This is a genomic window from Kribbella sp. VKM Ac-2569 (assembly GCF_004216905.1).
Classification (GTDB): Bacteria; Actinomycetota; Actinomycetes; order Propionibacteriales; family Kribbellaceae; genus Kribbella.
The window spans coordinates 428,309-443,780 of the sequence record NZ_SGXJ01000003.1 but is presented as its reverse complement, the minus strand read 5'-3'; the positions used below and the strand labels follow the sequence as shown (position 1 = coordinate 443,780).

General features: G+C 68.2%; 13 protein-coding genes. 6 read left to right on the top strand and 7 right to left on the bottom strand.

Going from position 1 to position 15,472, the window contains the following annotated elements; genetic code table 11:
- Window positions 1–27 precede the first annotated feature (27 nt).
- Window positions 28–1,482: an IS607 family element RNA-guided endonuclease TnpB gene (gene tnpB, locus EV649_RS22410; RefSeq protein WP_130385514.1), complete on the bottom strand. Its 1,455-nt coding sequence runs from the start codon at window positions 1,480–1,482 to the stop codon at window positions 28–30.
- A 191-nt stretch (window positions 1,483–1,673) separates the two neighbouring features.
- Here tnpB and EV649_RS22405 point away from each other — a divergent pair, with 191 nt between their 5' ends.
- Together EV649_RS22405 and EV649_RS22400 are read left to right on the top strand one after the other, a co-directional pair.
- On the top strand, window positions 1,674–2,180 hold the full coding sequence (locus EV649_RS22405) for a SigE family RNA polymerase sigma factor (RefSeq protein ID WP_130385513.1): 507 nt from the start codon (window positions 1,674–1,676) through the stop codon (window positions 2,178–2,180).
- Window positions 2,177–3,589, top strand: a complete 1,413-nt coding sequence (locus EV649_RS22400; protein WP_130385512.1) for a hypothetical protein — start codon at window positions 2,177–2,179, stop codon at window positions 3,587–3,589. The genes EV649_RS22405 and EV649_RS22400 overlap by 4 nt, the downstream gene beginning before the upstream one ends.
- Here EV649_RS22400 and yvcK read toward each other — a convergent pair.
- Genes yvcK through uvrC form a run of 3 tightly spaced genes read right to left on the bottom strand, consistent with a single transcriptional unit; the run spans window position 3,586 to window position 7,421 of the window.
- Window positions 3,586–4,527 (bottom strand): uridine diphosphate-N-acetylglucosamine-binding protein YvcK, encoded by a 942-nt coding sequence (yvcK, locus tag EV649_RS22395; RefSeq protein WP_130385511.1) that lies wholly within the window; start codon window positions 4,525–4,527, stop codon window positions 3,586–3,588. The two genes, EV649_RS22400 and yvcK, sit on opposite strands and share 4 nt — an antisense overlap.
- The gene (gene rapZ / locus EV649_RS22390; protein WP_130385510.1) at window positions 4,524–5,390 is read right to left on the bottom strand and encodes an RNase adapter RapZ; all 867 of its coding nucleotides are present in this window, start codon (window positions 5,388–5,390) and stop codon (window positions 4,524–4,526) included. The genes yvcK and rapZ overlap by 4 nt, the downstream gene beginning before the upstream one ends.
- 6 nt (window positions 5,391–5,396) lie before the next feature.
- Window positions 5,397–7,421, bottom strand: coding sequence for an excinuclease ABC subunit UvrC (gene uvrC / locus EV649_RS22385; RefSeq protein WP_130385509.1), 2,025 nt, complete (start codon window positions 7,419–7,421; stop codon window positions 5,397–5,399).
- An 82-nt stretch (window positions 7,422–7,503) separates the two neighbouring features.
- On the opposite strand from uvrC, the gene EV649_RS22380 reads away from it, so the two are divergent.
- Window positions 7,504–7,959, top strand: a complete 456-nt coding sequence (locus EV649_RS22380) for a DUF6194 family protein (protein ID WP_130385508.1) — start codon at window positions 7,504–7,506, stop codon at window positions 7,957–7,959.
- A 149-nt stretch (window positions 7,960–8,108) separates the two neighbouring features.
- Window positions 8,109–9,317, top strand: coding sequence for a S8 family peptidase (locus tag EV649_RS22375; RefSeq protein ID WP_130385507.1), 1,209 nt, complete (start codon window positions 8,109–8,111; stop codon window positions 9,315–9,317).
- A gap of 92 nt (window positions 9,318–9,409) precedes the next feature.
- Here EV649_RS22375 and EV649_RS22370 read toward each other — a convergent pair whose 3' ends face one another.
- Window positions 9,410–9,964: a Rieske (2Fe-2S) protein gene (locus EV649_RS22370; RefSeq protein ID WP_130385506.1), complete on the bottom strand. Its 555-nt coding sequence runs from the start codon at window positions 9,962–9,964 to the stop codon at window positions 9,410–9,412.
- Between the two features lie 389 nt (window positions 9,965–10,353).
- Here EV649_RS22370 and EV649_RS22365 point away from each other — a divergent pair, with 389 nt between their 5' ends.
- Window positions 10,354–11,250, top strand: a complete 897-nt coding sequence (locus EV649_RS22365) for a hypothetical protein (protein ID WP_130385505.1) — start codon at window positions 10,354–10,356, stop codon at window positions 11,248–11,250.
- Here the strand turns inward: EV649_RS22365 and uvrA are convergent, their stop codons facing one another.
- Complete coding sequence (gene uvrA, locus EV649_RS22360) at window positions 11,251–14,286, bottom strand: excinuclease ABC subunit UvrA (RefSeq protein ID WP_130385504.1); 3,036 nt, start codon at window positions 14,284–14,286, stop codon at window positions 11,251–11,253.
- 269 nt (window positions 14,287–14,555) lie between these two features.
- On the opposite strand from uvrA, the gene EV649_RS22355 reads away from it, so the two are divergent.
- Window positions 14,556–15,149 carry an MBL fold metallo-hydrolase gene (locus EV649_RS22355; RefSeq protein WP_241998661.1) on the top strand — a complete coding sequence of 198 codons (594 nt, stop codon included), beginning with the start codon at window positions 14,556–14,558 and terminating at the stop codon, window positions 15,147–15,149.
- Here the strand turns inward: EV649_RS22355 and EV649_RS22350 are convergent, their stop codons facing one another.
- Window positions 15,150–15,464 (bottom strand): nuclear transport factor 2 family protein, encoded by a 315-nt coding sequence (locus EV649_RS22350; RefSeq protein ID WP_130385502.1) that lies wholly within the window; start codon window positions 15,462–15,464, stop codon window positions 15,150–15,152.
- Window positions 15,465–15,472 lie beyond the last annotated feature (8 nt).

Below are 15,472 nucleotides of genomic sequence, written 5' to 3'. Positions count from 1 at the left end.
TGGCAAAGCGAACGTCGGTTTGCTCCATCAGGCAGCCTCGCCTTGCGGTGAGGCAGTCCCCGTCTGATCCAGCGGGTGCTGGGGCGGGGTTGACGTTTCACAGCCTGCTGCGTCGCCCGCTGGCGCGGGTTCGGTCTCCTGCGTGGCTCCACGTCCTGCAACCGGGCCACTCCCGGCGGGACTCCGTTCACTCAGGGTGTGAGCCTCGCCGAGTCTCGCGAGGTTGATAGCGGCATTCAGGTCTCTGTCGATGACCAGGCCGCAGTGTTCACACACGTAACTGCGCTCGGCCAGCAGAAGCCTTGGCTTTCGGCTTCCGCATCCCGAGCAGGTCTTGCTGGACGGATACCAGCGGTCGGCTTCGACCAGTCTGGACCCGTACCAGATCGTCTTGTAGGCGAGCATGCGTCGTACCTGCGCGAGAGCGGCATCCGCCAACGCGCGGTTCAGGCCACGCTTGCGCGCACCGCCGGCCGTCCGCATGCCCGAGACGTTGAGGGTCTCCACGGTGATGACCAGGACCTGCTGGGCGAGCCGGGTGGTGGCCTTTTGCACAGTGTCCCGCCTGATGCTCGCGGCGCGCGCGTGGGCTTTACCGATCAGGGCCTGGGTGCGTCGCCACCGCTTGGAAGGCAACCGTTTCTGCTTCGACTGGGGATCGTACGGGGCCTGCTGGCGTGAGGCCTTGCGTTGCAGCGCTCGCAGCCGGACCTGTGCCCTGGCGAGGCTCCGGGGCGCAGGCACACGCTCGACCTCGGCGCCGTCCGGAGTGGCGACCACCAGCAGGTCCTTCACACCGACATCCACACCCACCACGGCGTGCCGTATACCCGCGTGTGCCGGACGGGTGGTGGTGCGTTGTACGAGAGTCTGGAAAGAGGCGTACCAACGCCCATCACTGTCCCTGGCAACCGTCGCGGAAAGCACCCGCGCGGTCGCGCTCTCGATGCGGAGTCCGAGCTTCCGTGTGGATTCGTGCGTGCGGATCCTGCCGAGCTTGGGGAGGGTGACGTGGTGCCGGTCGGGCTCGAGCCGGATGGGACCGGTGGTGAACCGGACGCTCGCGCGCGCACGCTTGGTGTGGAAGCGGGGGAACCCAACTGGCCGCCCGGCACGCCTGCCTCCGCGGGACTTCGACCACGCCTCCAGCGACCTCGCGAGGGAGTCCAGGCCTGTGTTGTATGCCTCCTTGGAGTTCTCCTTCCACCACGGCGCCGCCGAGTTCTTGCGCGCGTTCCACACCCTGCGCAACGCCGGTAGCGACCATCCCAGGCCCGGCGTCAGGTCAGCCTCAGCAACGCCGTACGACCGCTCAGCCGCCCGCTGGTCCAGCACCGCCTTCACCAGTCTGAGCATGTGGTTGCGAGCGAACCTTGCTGCCCCAGCGTGAGAGGCCAGGCTCCGCTCCTGGGCGGGCGTGGGATCCAGCGCGTACCGGTATGCCTGCATCACCCAACCGTCCGGGATCTTGAACCTCGCCATCTCACCACCCTCCCATCGACCACCGACAACCGCCGGCCGCTCGCAGACCCAGTCGCTTCATCACCCTCGCGACGAACGCAAGCCGTCTCGGGGTCGATCACTCCAACGGAAGCGGAGAGGATCCGTTACGAGAACTGCAACCTTTTGGCGGGCTCAGTGCGTTACTCCGGCGATGTTCTGAGAGGAGGGGTATGAAGGCACCGGACGACGCCGAGTTCACCGAGTTCGCCGCGACCACGATCCGGCGGCTGCGCAGAACGGCGTACCTGATGTGTGGGGACTGGCACCGGGCGGAGGACGCGGCGCAGGACGCGCTGGTGAAGGTGTACCGCCGCTGGCACCGGATCGACCGCACCCAAGGGCTGAACGGCTACGCGCACCAATGCCTGGTCACGGCCGTGTTCGACCAGTCCAGGAAGCCGTGGCGACGGGAACGGCTCGTCGACACCGATGAGAAGACCCCGCCGCAGCCTGATCCGGTCGGCATTGTCGACGACCGGATGCTCGTCGTGCAGGCGCTCGGCGCGCTGCCGCCGAGTCAACGCGCGTGCGTCGTACTGCGGCACTACGCCGACCTCAGCCTCGAACAGACCTCCGACATCCTCGGCATCGGCGTCGGCGGCGTGAAGAGCCAGACCTCCCGTGGCCTCACCCGCCTCCGCGAACTTCTCGACCAGACCGAAAGGAGCGCCTCATGAGTACGGAGATCGAACGCCTGCTGGCCGCTGCCGCCGATGACACCGACCAGCCACTGACCACCGACGTCGACGATCTGCTCGTGCGTGCCCGGCGCTCCGTGCGGAGGACGCGAATCGCAACGGTCTCCACCGCCGTCCTCACCACGGGCGTCATCATCGCTGGTGTCGCGACCTGGTCCGCGAACCGCAACGAGAGCACCGGCCCGGCGGACAGCCCGCGGCTCACGATGGATCCGACAACCGGTCGCGTCATCAAGGACGAGACCGGCGATGGCGTCCAGACGCCTCCGCCCGTCAGCCAGCTGAGCGACGCCAACCTGCGCAGCCAGTGCAAGCAAGCCGACAACGAGCACGTTGACTTCTTGCGCGAGCGTGGCGCCAACTCCTTCGACAAGGGTCAACCGCTCGGCGCCAATTGGAAGGTCGTCGTGAAGGCCGGCGCCGGCAACCGGGTGCAGGCGATGTTCCTGTCGCCGGACCAGTCCATCGTCAGCACCTGCACGTTGATGAGTGTCGGGCAGGCGCAGTCCTATGGACGTTTCAGCACCAAGGCCGACGTTTCGGGCACGAAGCCGAGCGGGGCAGTCGCGAACCGGGTTCCGGACGGTGTCCGCGAGGTTCTGGTCGACCTCGACGGCGAGACCGAACCGCGGCAGGCACTACTCGGCGAGAACGGTTACTACTCGCTCGGGTTCGACGCCTCGACCAGCGGCCGGGTCCGGCACGTCCGCGGGTACGACGAGCAGGGCCGCAAGACCTTCGAGTACACGCGACCCTCGCTCCCGACCGCAGCGACCGAACGGCCCGTCCCGGACAGCGTCACGGTCAAGACCGCCGAGCCGATCACGCCGAACGTCGTACTCACGAAGGACCCGCTGACCCGGAAAGCTCTCGCTCCCCCGCCGCCGGTCAGTCCGCTGACCGACGAGCAGATCACCACGCGGTGCCGCGAAGTGGACGACATCTACTTCAGTGGTAGGAGCAGTGCACAGGATCCGCGGATCAAGGCCGCCGGCCCGGTCACGAAGGACTGGCAGGTCGCGCTCAAGACGGGCACCGGCAACAAGCTCACCGCCGTACTCATATCACCCGACAAGAAGGTCTACGCCTGGTGCCACATGCTGGCGCCAACCGCGAAGGGCGCGTACGACTACACGCGGAGCGCCGTACAGGCGAACGGGAAGTTCGCCGACGACTTCAGCTTCGGAATGGTGCCGGACGGCGTCGCGCAGCTCGTCGTCGACCTGCCGAAGCAGGGCCCGACCCGCGCGCTGATCTCGAACGGCTACTACATCTGGGGCCTGACCGGCGGGAACTCCGACATCCAGAACGTCCGCGTGCGCGGGTACGACGCGCAGGGCAAGCAGGTGTACACCGCCAAGAAGGACGTCGACGCCGATTTCGATTAGCTGAAGATCTCCCGGTAGACCTTGGCGAGTTTGTCCGGGGCGTGGTGCAGGTCGCGGTCCTCGTCGGCGATGTCGGCGATCACCAGCTCGGCCCCGAGGGACTCCGCCGTACGGCGCAGCGACTCGGGGTCGGGCACGTGACCGGCGTCGGCGAGCACGACGTCGATCCGGAGATCCGGCGCGTGCCCGGCCAGCACCTCCAGGTGCGTCTCGGGCGAGAACCCGTCGGTCTCCCCCTTCTGCTCTCCCAGGTTGAGCGTCAGGAGTCGTCGGGCGCTGGTCTGCTCGAGGCCGCGGCACAGTGCGGGCACCAGCAGGTTAGGGATGACGGAGGTGAACCAGGACCCCGGCCCCACCACGACCCAGTCCGCTTCCGCGATCGCCACCAGGGCCTCGGGACAGGCCGGCGGGTCGGCCGGGTCCAGCGCGACGTCGACGACATGTCCCTCGGTCGACGCCACCTCGGTCTGACCGCGGATCTCCGTGATCGCCTCCGGATGCGCCGGGTCCAGCCCGAGCACCCGTGCGGTGATATCCAGCGGTACGGCGGACATCGGCAGCACCCGGCCCTCCGCGCCGAGCAGCCGGCCCACCCAGTCGAGACCGTCGACTGCCTCGCCGAGCAGCTCCCACAACGCGACGATCAGCAGGTTGCCGACCGCGTGGTCGTGCAGCTCACCGTTGCTGCGGAAGCGATGCTGCAGTACGTCGGCCCACGTCCGGCCCCACTCGTCGTCGCGGCAGAGCGCGGCCAGCGCCATCCGCAGATCACCCGGCGGCAGTACGCCGAGCTCCTGGCGCAGCCGCCCGGACGAGCCGCCGTTGTCGGCGACCGTGACGACCGCGGTGAGCTGATCGGTGACGTGACGAAGCGCGGAAAGGGATGCGGCCAGGCCATGTCCCCCACCCAGTGCGACGACCCGAGGCGCCCGGCTCACTCCCGCCCCAGATCCCGGTGTACCACTAACGTCGGTGACCCCTTCTCGCGCAGCCTGCGGGCGATCTCCTCCGCCATCGCGACACTGCGGTGCTTACCCCCGGTGCAGCCGATCGCGACGGTGACGAAGCGCTTGCCCTCGTTCAGGTAGCCGGTCCGCAGGGTGTCCAGCACGTCCACGTAGTTCTGCAGGAACTGCTGGGCCAGCGGATGGCCGAGCACGAAGTCTGACACAGGCTTGTCCTGCCCGGTCATCGGGCGCAGGTCGGGCTGCCAGTACGGGTTCGGGATGAAGCGCATGTCGGCGACCACGTCGGCGTCCACCGGGATGCCGTACTTGAACCCGAACGACACCACGGTCGCCCGGAGCTCCGCGTTCTCCTCGTCGCCGAACGCGTTCACGATCTTCGCGGCGAGCTGGTGGATGTTCAGGCTCGAGGTGTCGATCACCAGGTCGGCGCCGGCCCGGATGTCGCCGAGCAGTTCGCGCTCACGCTGGATGCCGTCGAGCAGCCGGCCCTCGCCCTGCAACGGGTGCGGCCGGCGGACGCTTTCCTGCCGGCGCACGATGACGTCGTCGGACGCCTCCAGGAACAACGTCAGCGGCCGGTACCCCTTGAGCCGCAGGTCGTGGATCGCCGAGCTCAGCTCCTCGAAGAACAGGCCGGTCCGGACGTCGACGACGACCGCGAGCCGCGGCGCCGCGCCGGTCCCGACGACCTGCTCGACGAGGGTGGTCAGGAACATCGGCGGCAGGTTGTCCACCACGAACCAGCCGAGGTCCTCCAGTACGTCGGCGACGGAGCTCCGTCCCGCGCCCGACATACCGGACACGATGATGAGGTTGCCGCCCGTGTCGTCCATCAGTTCTCAGTTCTCCCTGGGTCCCCGTTCAGGCGTCCCGGCCGGCGCCGGGGCGTCATCATCCAGTATCTCGCCTGTGGCCATGTTCACCGACGGAGCCCGGCCGGTTTCCGCCTTCGTTGCGGCAGCGTTAACCGCGAGTACGACGGACTCCGCCGTACGGCGCCCGAAACCGGGCAGATCGGCCACCTCGTCGATCGTGGCCAGCCGCAACTTCTTCAGCGACCCGAAGTGCCGCAGCAGCGTCTTCCGCCGGACCTCGCCGAGGCCCGGCACCTCGTCGAGGACGCTCTCGACCATCGACTTCGACCGCCGGTTGCGGTGGTGCGTGATCGCGAACCGGTGCGCCTCGTCCCGGAGCCGCTGCAGCAGGTAGAGGCCTTCCGACGTCCGCGAGAAGATCACCGGGTCTTCCTCGTCCGGCAGCCACACCTCTTCCAGGCGTTTCGCCAAGCCGCAGACCGGGATGTCACCGAGGCCGAGCTCGTCCATCGCCTGCCGGGCCGCCGCGACCTGCGGAGGACCGCCGTCCACGACCACCAGCCCCGGCGCATAGGAGAACTTCCTGGCGCGCCCGGTCTCGGGGTCGATGAGGGCGCCGTTCGGATCCTCGTCGGCGGTCATGGTGGCGCGCTCGTCCAGGAGCCGCTTGAACCGGCGGGTCAGGACCTCGGCGATCGAGGCGACGTCGTTCTGGCCGTCGACGCCCTTGATCACGAACCGCCGGTACTCGCTCTTGCGCGGCAGGCCGTCCTCGAACACCACCATCGAGGCGACCACCTCGGTGCCCTGCAGGTTCGAGACGTCGTAGCACTCGAGCCGCAGCGGCGCCTCGGGCAGGTCGAGGGCGGCCTGGATCTCCTCGAGCGCCTGGTTGCGGGTGGTCAGGTCGCTGGCCCGCTTGGTCTTGTGCATCGTCAGCGTCTGCAGCGCGTTGCGCTCGACGGTCTCCATCAGTGCCTTCTTGTCGCCGCGCTGCGGGACCCGGATGTCCACCCGCGCGCCGCGCGTGGCCTCGAGCCACTCGGTCAGCACGGCCGCGTCCTCGGGCATCGTCGGGACCAGGATCTCCCGCGGGATCGCGTCGGCCGAGTCCCCGGCGTACGTCTGCTGGATGAACCGGGACACCAGGTCGCCGGTGCTCGCCGTACCGTCGGCCTTGTCGGCGATGAAGCCGCGCTCACCGCGGATCCGGCCGCCGCGGACGTAGAAGATCTGGACCGCGACCTCGAGCGGGTCCTCGCTCAGCGCGATCACGTCGGTGTCGGTGCCGTCGCCGAGGACCACCGCGTTCTTGGCCAGTGCCTTCTCGAGGGCGGCCAGGTCGTCGCGGATCTTTGCGGCCCGCTCGTACTCGAGCTCAGCGGCCGCGGCCTGCATCTCCTTCTGCAGCCGGCGCACGTACGTCGCGGTCTGGCCGGAGAGGAACGCGGCGAAATCGTCGACGATCTGCCGGTGCTCCTCCTGGGTCACCTGCCCGGTGCAGGGCGCGGCGCACTTGCCGATGTACCCGAGCAGGCAGGGCCGGCCGATCTGGCGGTGCCGGTTGAACACCCCCTTGCTGCACGAGCGCATCGGGAACACCCGGAGCAGCAGGTCGACGGTCTCCCGGATCGCCCACGCGTGGCTGTACGGACCGAAGTACCGCACGCCCTTCTTCTTCTGGCCGCGGCCGACCATCACCCGCGGATACTCCTCGTTGAGGGTGATCGCGAGCCACGGGTACGACTTGTCGTCGCGGTACTTCACGTTGAAGCGCGGGTCGTACTCCTTGATCCAGGAGTACTCCAGCTGCAGCGACTCGACCTCGGTCGAGACCACCGTCCACTCGACCTTCGCGGCCGTCGTCACCATCGCCTGCGTGCGCGGGTGCAGGTTCACCAGGTCCTGGAAGTACGACGACAGGCGGGCGCGCAGGTTCTTCGCCTTGCCGACGTAGATCACCCGGCCGCCGGAGTCGCTGAAACGGTAGACACCTGGCGAGTCGGGGATCGATCCCGGAGCGGGACGGTACGAGGACGGATCAGCCACTCAACCACCCTAGTTCGGCCCGCCGACAAATCCGGAATCGCGGCAAAGTTTCCACTGCTCCTTCAATGACAGACTTGAAGGTATGAGAGTTGAAGAACTGGATCGACTGATGCGCGCGTACGACGGCGTCCGGGTCCTCGAGGCCCAGGACGACCTGTTCTACCTGTACGACCCGGCCGCCGACCTGCCACCGGAGCGGCAGCAACCGTTCGCCACCATTGTCACAGGCGACCACTACGAGAAGGTGTCCCGGCTCGACGAGCCCGGGTCTTGGCGTCTCAACCTCGGCCTCACCAAGACGACGTACACGTCGCTGTTCGGACCGGTGCCGACCGAGCGCGACGCCGACTGGGTGCTCGACTCGGGTCACGACTACGCCGCCCGTGACGTTCTGATGCCACATCCGTTCTATGCCACTCAGCATTGGGTTGCGATCGTCGACCCAACCGGTCTGGACCAGCTGCTGCCGTTGATCGGGGAGGCGTACGAGTTCGCGACGCGGAAGTATTCCAATCACCAGGCGCGGCAAACCAGCTGAAGATTGCGGTCGTATTGCGGGTTTGCCCATAAGGCCGGTTTGACCCCCGACTGGGATGGGCGCGCTCCCTAGCGTGTGGACCAGGGTAGATGCGCAGGTCCTTTGCGTGAGGCAACAAGGCCTTGCGCTGACTCGAGGGAGTTCCGCCCATGTCCCCATCCCTTCGCAGACCGCGCGCCTTACTCGGTGCCGTCGCTGCGTCCGCGCTCGCCGTCACCGGAATCGCCGTTACCGCGGCCGGTAGTGACGCATCGCAAACCGCTCCCGTCACGATCCGCGGCGCCGGCAGCTCGAACGCGATCCCCGGCAGCTACATCGTCGTACTGGCCGGCCAGAACTCGCGGGCCCAGACCCGGGCCGCGGCGCAGAGCCTGGCCACGGGCTACGACGTCAAGATCAACAAGCAGTTCGACGCGTCGATCAAGGGCTTCTCCGCCGGCATGACCGAGGACCAGGCGAAGAAGCTGGCCGGTGACAAGCGAGTCGCGTTCGTCCAGCAGAACCAGAAGATCACGGTCAGCCAGGACGACCCACCGTGGGGCCTGGACCGCACCGACCAGCGCGACCTGCCGCTGGACAAGAAGTACGAGGCGTCGACCACCGCCGAGAACGTGAACGTCTACGTGATCGACACCGGGATCTACGCCGCTCACAAGGACTTCGGCGACCGCGCGTCGGTCGGCACCGACACGGTCGGCGACGGCCAGAACGGCGTCGACTGCATGGGTCACGGCAGCCACGTGGCCGGCACCATCGCGGGGACGACGTACGGCCTGGCCAAGGGCGCGAAGGTCTTCGGCGTCCGGGTGCTCGACTGCAAGGGCTCCGGCACGACCGAGTCCGTCGTGGCCGGTATCGACTGGGTGACCAAGAACGCCAAGAAGCCGGCGGTCGCGAACATGAGCCTCGGCGGCGGCGCCGACGACGCCCTCGACGCGGCGGTCAAGGCCTCGGTCGACTCCGGCGTCACCTACGCCGTTGCTGCTGGCAATGAAAGCGCGGACGCCTGCCAGGGCTCGCCGTCGCGGGAGCCTTCGGCGATCACCGTCGGCGCCACCGACGACCAGGACAAGCGCGCGGAGTTCTCGAACTTCGGCAAGTGCGTCGACCTGTTCGCACCGGGCGTCGACATCACCTCGGTCGGCATCACCGACCCTGACTCCACCGCGAAGATGAGCGGTACGTCGATGGCCACGCCGCACGTCGCCGGTGGGGTCGCGCTGTACCTGGCGGACCACCCGGACGCGACGCCGGCCGACGTCGCCAAGGCGCTGGTCGACAACTCGACGGCGGACAAGGTCGGCGACCCCGGCACGGGCTCGCCGAACAAGCTGCTGTTCGTCGGAGCTGCCGACTAGTCCTGACAACCAGCTGAAGGCCCGGCCACCAGTTTCCTCACCCCGGTGGCCGGGCCTTCGTCTGTTCCGCTCAGTCTGTGGTCAACCTGTGGTCACGCGGACTCGACGATGTTGCCGCCCTCGACCTTGACGTTCACGGCCGGCAGCGCCGTCTGCGCCGGTCCGCTGACCGGGCTGCCGTCGGTGATGCTGAAGTGACTCTGGTGGAACGGGCAGACGATCTGGCCGTTCTCCACCGAGCCGATCGGGTTGCCCTGGTGCGTGCACACGGCGGAGAAACCCTTGTACTGGCCCGCGGTCGGCTGCGTCACCACGACCTTCGCGTCGGTGAACACCTTCCCGCCGCCGACCGGTACGTCGGACACCGGGCCGAGCACCGAACCGCCACCGGCCGGCGCACTCGACGACGGGGCACTCGACGAGGCGCTGCTGCTGGCACTCGGCGCCGAGCTCGAGCCGCTCGCGGACGGCGTCGTACCGCCGCCCGAGGCGTCGTCGCTGCCACCGCAGGCCGCGAGGATCGGAGCGCTGGCACCCGCGAGCGCGACCATCGCCGCGCAGCGGAGCACCGTCCTCCGGTCGCGCAGACCGTCGGCCGCCTTGGCCTGCTGCGGGGTGGTAGCTGGTGCCATCGTGTCATCGCTCATAGATCTGGACCTCCAGGAGCCTGCTGATCGAAGTAGTTGAACGCTATATACCGAGTCAAACGACCGGATCGGCCGAACGGTTCAACCTCGTCGGGATTGAACCGCAGTTTGAAGGTTTGCTGTGAATCAGCTGGCAGTCTGCGTCACGATCCCGACGACACGGGCTGCGAGTTCCAGGACGGCGCGCCGCGTCTCGGTCTCCAGCTCGCTCGAATGCAGCGGCCAGGCTCCGGCGATGTGCGGGTCGTACGGCCCTGCCAGTCAGATTCAGTCATCGCCCCGATCTCACGACTAAGGTTTCTCCGCTGGCCGGCCCCCAGCAAACGCAGGGGACCTGAAACGTACCGAATGGATGCCCGGCACACTTTAGTGGTGGGAGAGGCCTGGAGATGACTGGTACGACGAACGATTCGACGGTTCTGAAGGCGATCGCGGACCTGGCGCCGATGTGGATGCCGGGGTGCGTCGTCGACACCGCCGAACGGACGGTCGAGGTCGGGTGGGGCCGCGGCGCGCTGCAGATGTCGGCCGTCGTCGGTCTCGGCGAGATCATCGATCGGTGCCGTCAGCTCCCGCAGCAGCTGTGGGCCGAGCAGATCGAGGCGTGGCTGCGCGCGGTCGTCGCGGAGGGCGAGCTGGCCACGGAGGAACACCGGTACGGCGACGTCGCCGTACGTCAGCGCGCGATGCTGCTGCAGCGTGGCTGGTCGGCGCGGACGTCCGGTCCGGTGGCGGACGCGTTGATCCCGTTCGGCGACCATTTCGAGGTCGTGGTGTTCGTCGGCACCGGTGCGGACTATCGCCGGCTGACCGTCGTACGGCGTTCTATGCTCGGACTCGGTGATCCCGACGTACCGTCGCCGGTGCAGTTGACGCTGGAGCACATCTCGGATCTGCGGCCGGTCGAGCACGACGGCTTCTCGGTGCTCTCCCGGGACGACGACCCGCTCGTGTCGATGGCGATCGTCGACCGCGAGAAGTTGTTGCCCCAGGCCTCCCTCGGTCTGGGTGTGCTGGTCGGCGTACCGAGGTTGAGCACGGTCGCGTTCTGCGCCGCCGATGCGGGACAGCAGGCCGCGGACCAGTTGGCGCAGTACGTCGCCGACATCTATCGCGATGCACCGGACCAGTGCAGCCCCGACCTGTACTGGTTGCAGGGCGACCGCATGGTTCAGGTGCCGGTCACGCTCGCGAAGCCGCCGGCAGTCGTGCTGCCGGCGGCGTTGCTGCCGTCACCGCGCCGCACCTGGGTCCGGCACCTCTGGCAGCAACTCTTCCGCCGCTGATCAGCCTGCGACGCGCTTCCTGGCAGCCGTCTTCTTCGCCGGCGCAGCGTTCTGCGCAGTCTTCTTGGCCACCGTCTTCTTAGCCGCTGTCTTCTTCGCGACGGCCGTCTTCTTCGCAGCCGTCTTCTTCGCCGGTGCCGACTTCACGGGTGCTGACTTCGCGGCGGCGTTCTTGGCGCTCGGCCTGGCGGCGCGGCCTGCAAGGATCTCGGCGAGGAACTGGCCGGTGTACGACTCGGGGTTGGCTGCGACCTCCTCCGGCGTACCTTCCGCAACCAGCGTGCCACCGCGACGCCCGCCGTCGGGACCGAGGTCGATCAGCCAGTCAGCCGTCTTGATGACGTCGAGGTTGTGCTCGATGACCAGCACCGAGTTGCCCTTGTCCACCAGGCCGCTCAGGACACCGAGCAGCTTGCGGATGTCCTCGAAGTGCAGACCGGTCGTCGGCTCGTCCAGCACGTAGACCGTGCGGCCCGTCGACCGCCGCTGCAGCTCGGACGCCAGCTTGACGCGCTGCGCCTCACCGCCGGACAGCGTCGGCGCCGGCTGCCCGAGCCGGACGTACCCGAGGCCGACCTCGACCAGCGTCTTCAGGTGCCGCGAGATCGCCGGGATCGCCGCGAAGAACTCGGACGCCTCCTCGATCGGCATGTCCAGCACGTCCGCGACGGTCTTGCTCTTGTAGTGCACCTCGAGCGTCTCGCGGTTGTACCGGGCGCCGTGGCAGACCTCGCACGGGACATACACGTCCGGCAGGAAGTTCATCTCGATCTTCAGCGTGCCGTCACCCGAGCAGGCCTCGCAGCGGCCGCCCTTGACGTTGAACGAGAAGCGACCCTGCTGGTACCCGCGGACCTTCGCCTCTGGCGTCTCCGCGAACAGCTTCCGGATGTGGTCCCACACGCCGGTGTACGTCGCCGGGTTGGACCGCGGCGTCCGGCCGATCGGCGACTGGTCGACGTGGATGACCTTGTCGACGAGGTCCATCCCGGAGATCTTCGTGTGCCGGCCGGGCACCGCGCGGGCGCCGTAGATCTGCCGCGCCAGCGACGTGTAGAGGATGTCGTTCACCAGCGTCGACTTGCCCGAGCCGGACACCCCGGTGACCGCCACGAACACCCCGAGCGGGATGGTCACGTCGAGATCCTTCAGGTTGTTCTGGCGCGCGCCGTACACGGTCAGCTCGCGGCCCTCGGTGAGCGGCCGCCGTACGTCCGGGATCGGGATCTCCCGGCGGCCGGAGATGTAGGCGCCGGTGATCGAGTCGGGGTGGTTGCGCAGGTCCTCGACCGTGCCGGACACGACGACCTGGCCGCCGTGCTCACCGGCGCCGGGGCCGATGTCGACGACCCAGTCCGCGTGGTCGATGGTGTCCTCGTCGTGCTCGACGACGATGAGCGTGTTGCCGAGCTCCTTGAGCCGGACGAGCGTGTCGATCAACCGCCGGTTGTCCCGCTGGTGCAGGCCGATCGACGGCTCGTCGAGCACGTACAGTACGCCGACCAGACCCGAGCCGATCTGCGTCGCCAGCCGGATCCGCTGCGCCTCACCGCCGGACAGCGAGCCCGCCGGGCGGCTGAGCGCGAGGTAGTCCAGACCGACGTCGAGCAGGAACCGCAGCCGCTCGCCGATCTCCTTGACCACCCGCTCGGCGATCTGCTTCTCGCGCGGGCTCAACTCCATCTGTGCCAGGAAGCCGTGCACCTCGTCGATCGACATCGCGCTGATCTCCGCGATGTTCTTCCCGCCGAGGGTGACCGCCAGCGAGATCGGCTTCAGCCGCGCGCCGTTGCAGGCCAGGCACGGGACCTCACGCATGTACTCCTCGAAGCGCTCCCGCCCGGTGTCGCTCGACGCCTCCGCGTGCCGTCGCTCGACGTACGGGATGACGCCTTCGAAGCTCGTGTAGTACGACCGCTCGCGGCCGTAGCGGTTCTGGTACGAGACGTGGACCTGCTTGTCGTGACCGGTGAGCAGCGCCTTCTTGGCCTTCGCCGGAAGCTCACCGAACGGCGTGCCGGTCTTGAACTTCAGGTCCTTGGCCAGCGCGTCCAGCAGGCGCTCGAAGTACTGCGAGACGTTCTGGCCCGACCACGGCTGGATCGCGCCCTCGTCGAGCGACTTCGACGGGTCCGGCACGAGCAGCTCCGGGTCGACCTCCATCCGGGTCCCGAGACCGGTGCACACCGGGCAGGCGCCGTACGGCGAGTTGAACGAGAACGACCGCGGCTCGAGCTCGTCGATCGCGAGCGGGTGATCGTTCGGGCAGGCGAGCTTCTCGGAGAACCGGCGCTCGCGGTGCGGGTCGTCCTCCGGGAGGTCGACGAAGTCCAGCACGAGCAGCCCGCCGGCCAGACCGAGAGCGGTCTCGACCGAGTCCGTCAGCCGCTGCTTGGCCGAGCGCTTCACCGCGAGCCGGTCGACGACGACGTCGATGTTGTGCTTCTTCTGCTTGTCGAGCTTCGGCGGGTCCGTGAGCTGGATCGTCTCGCCGTCGACCCGGGCTCGCGACAGGCCCTGACCGGTCAACTGGCGGAAGAGGTCCAGGTACTCCCCCTTGCGGCCGCGGACGACCGGCGCGAGCACCTGGAACCGGGTGCCCTCCTCCAGCTCGAGCACGCGGTCGACGATCTGCTGCGGCGTCTGGCGCGCGATCGGCTCGCCGCACTCCGGGCAGTGCGGACGTCCGGCGCGGGCGAACAGCAGCCGGAGGTAGTCGTACACCTCGGTGATCGTGCCGACGGTGGACCGCGGGTTCCGCGAGGTGGACTTCTGGTCGATCGAGACGGCCGGCGACAGGCCCTCGATGAAGTCGACGTCCGGCTTGTCCATCTGACCGAGGAACTGCCGTGCGTACGCCGAGAGCGACTCGACGTACCGCCGCTGACCCTCGGCGAAGATCGTGTCGAAGGCCAGGCTGGACTTCCCGGACCCCGACAGGCCGGTGAAGACGATCATGGCGTCCCGCGGCAGGTCGACCGAGACGTCTTTCAGGTTGTGCTCACGCGCTCCGCGCACGATCAGACGGTCAGACACAAGCTCTACTCTCAGCCGTTCTCGAGGGGGTCCAGGTGGATCTCTGACTTGCCCGGTCATGCTAACGAGGCCCACCGACAAAAACTTCCGCCACCAGATCCGGAGGCCGTTTCGAAAGTATATTCGATCGCAGAGGGTGGTCGCTGCACCGGTGGTCAGGAGGTGCGAGGATCGGCGTGTCACCGAGATCAAGGAGAGGCAACATGCCGGAGTACCACGGGAACGTGAAGGTCGGCGGGGCAGCGCAGACCCACGAGTTGGCCCACTTGATGATCACCAAGGTCGCGGTCGGGCCGATGGACAACAACGCGTACCTGCTGCGCTGCCGGCACACCGACGAGCAGGTGCTGATCGACGCCGCGAACGAAGCGGACACACTGCTCCGGCTGATCGGTGACGGCGGCCTCGCGCGGGTGATCACCACGCACCGCCACCAGGACCACTGGGAGGCACTGGCCACGGTCGTCGCCCGCACCGGCGCCACCACGGTCGCCGGCCGGTACGACGCCGAGGGCATCCCGGTCCCCACCGACCAGCTCGTCGACGACGGCGACCACATCGCCGTCGGTCAGTGCAGCCTTCGCGTCATCCACCTCGTCGGCCACACCCCCGGCTCGATCGCACTGCTGTACGACGACCCCGACGGCGCACCCCACCTCTTCACCGGCGACTCGCTCTTCCCCGGCGGCGTCGGCAACACCCAGGGCGACGCCGAGCGCTTCACCTCACTCCTGAACGACGTCGAGACCAAACTCTTCGCCGACCTCCCCGACGAAACCTGGGTCTACCCCGGCCACGGCTCCGACACCACCCTCGGCACCGAACGCCCGAATGTCCCCGAATGGCGCAAACGCGGCTGGTAGTCAGGGATTCAGGTACACGATGGCGTAGCGCCAGGTCCCCTCCGGAGTACGTCGTACGACGCTGACAGCCGCCCGGCTCAGCATCAGGGCGGTCTCCCGCAACTGGAGTACCGTCCGCGGATCAGCGACGTACCTGTGCTGGTGACTCCACAGTTCGGCCACGAGGCGCTCGATCTCGTCCCGGCCATGCGCGGGGCCGCACCCTGCCGGCTGCAGCACCGCCTCGGGTTCGAAGAGCTGTGCGAGCGCCCCGTGGTCGTGCAGTACGAACGCGTCCTCGAGCATCACCTCGAGCTCCTCCGGCGTGCGGGCCACGGCCGTCA

What these genes read in the sequence shown, in the direction of transcription:
- EV649_RS22370 (WP_130385506.1), bottom strand. Translation starts at nt 9,964, where the DNA reads ATGAGCGATGACACGATGGCACCAGCTACCACCCCGCAGCAGGCCAAG.
- rapZ (WP_130385510.1), bottom strand. Translation starts at nt 5,390, where the DNA reads ATGGACGACACGGGCGGCAACCTCATCATCGTGTCCGGTATGTCGGGC.
- EV649_RS22405 (WP_130385513.1), top strand. Translation starts at nt 1,674, where the DNA reads ATGAAGGCACCGGACGACGCCGAGTTCACCGAGTTCGCCGCGACCACG.
- EV649_RS22375 (WP_130385507.1), top strand. Translation starts at nt 8,109, where the DNA reads ATGTCCCCATCCCTTCGCAGACCGCGCGCCTTACTCGGTGCCGTCGCT.
- EV649_RS22400 (WP_130385512.1), top strand. Translation starts at nt 2,177, where the DNA reads ATGAGTACGGAGATCGAACGCCTGCTGGCCGCTGCCGCCGATGACACC.
- EV649_RS22355 (WP_241998661.1), top strand. Translation starts at nt 14,556, where the DNA reads ATGATCACCAAGGTCGCGGTCGGGCCGATGGACAACAACGCGTACCTG.
- EV649_RS22365 (WP_130385505.1), top strand. Translation starts at nt 10,354, where the DNA reads ATGACTGGTACGACGAACGATTCGACGGTTCTGAAGGCGATCGCGGAC.
- tnpB (WP_130385514.1), bottom strand. Translation starts at nt 1,482, where the DNA reads ATGGCGAGGTTCAAGATCCCGGACGGTTGGGTGATGCAGGCATACCGG.
- EV649_RS22380 (WP_130385508.1), top strand. Translation starts at nt 7,504, where the DNA reads ATGAGAGTTGAAGAACTGGATCGACTGATGCGCGCGTACGACGGCGTC.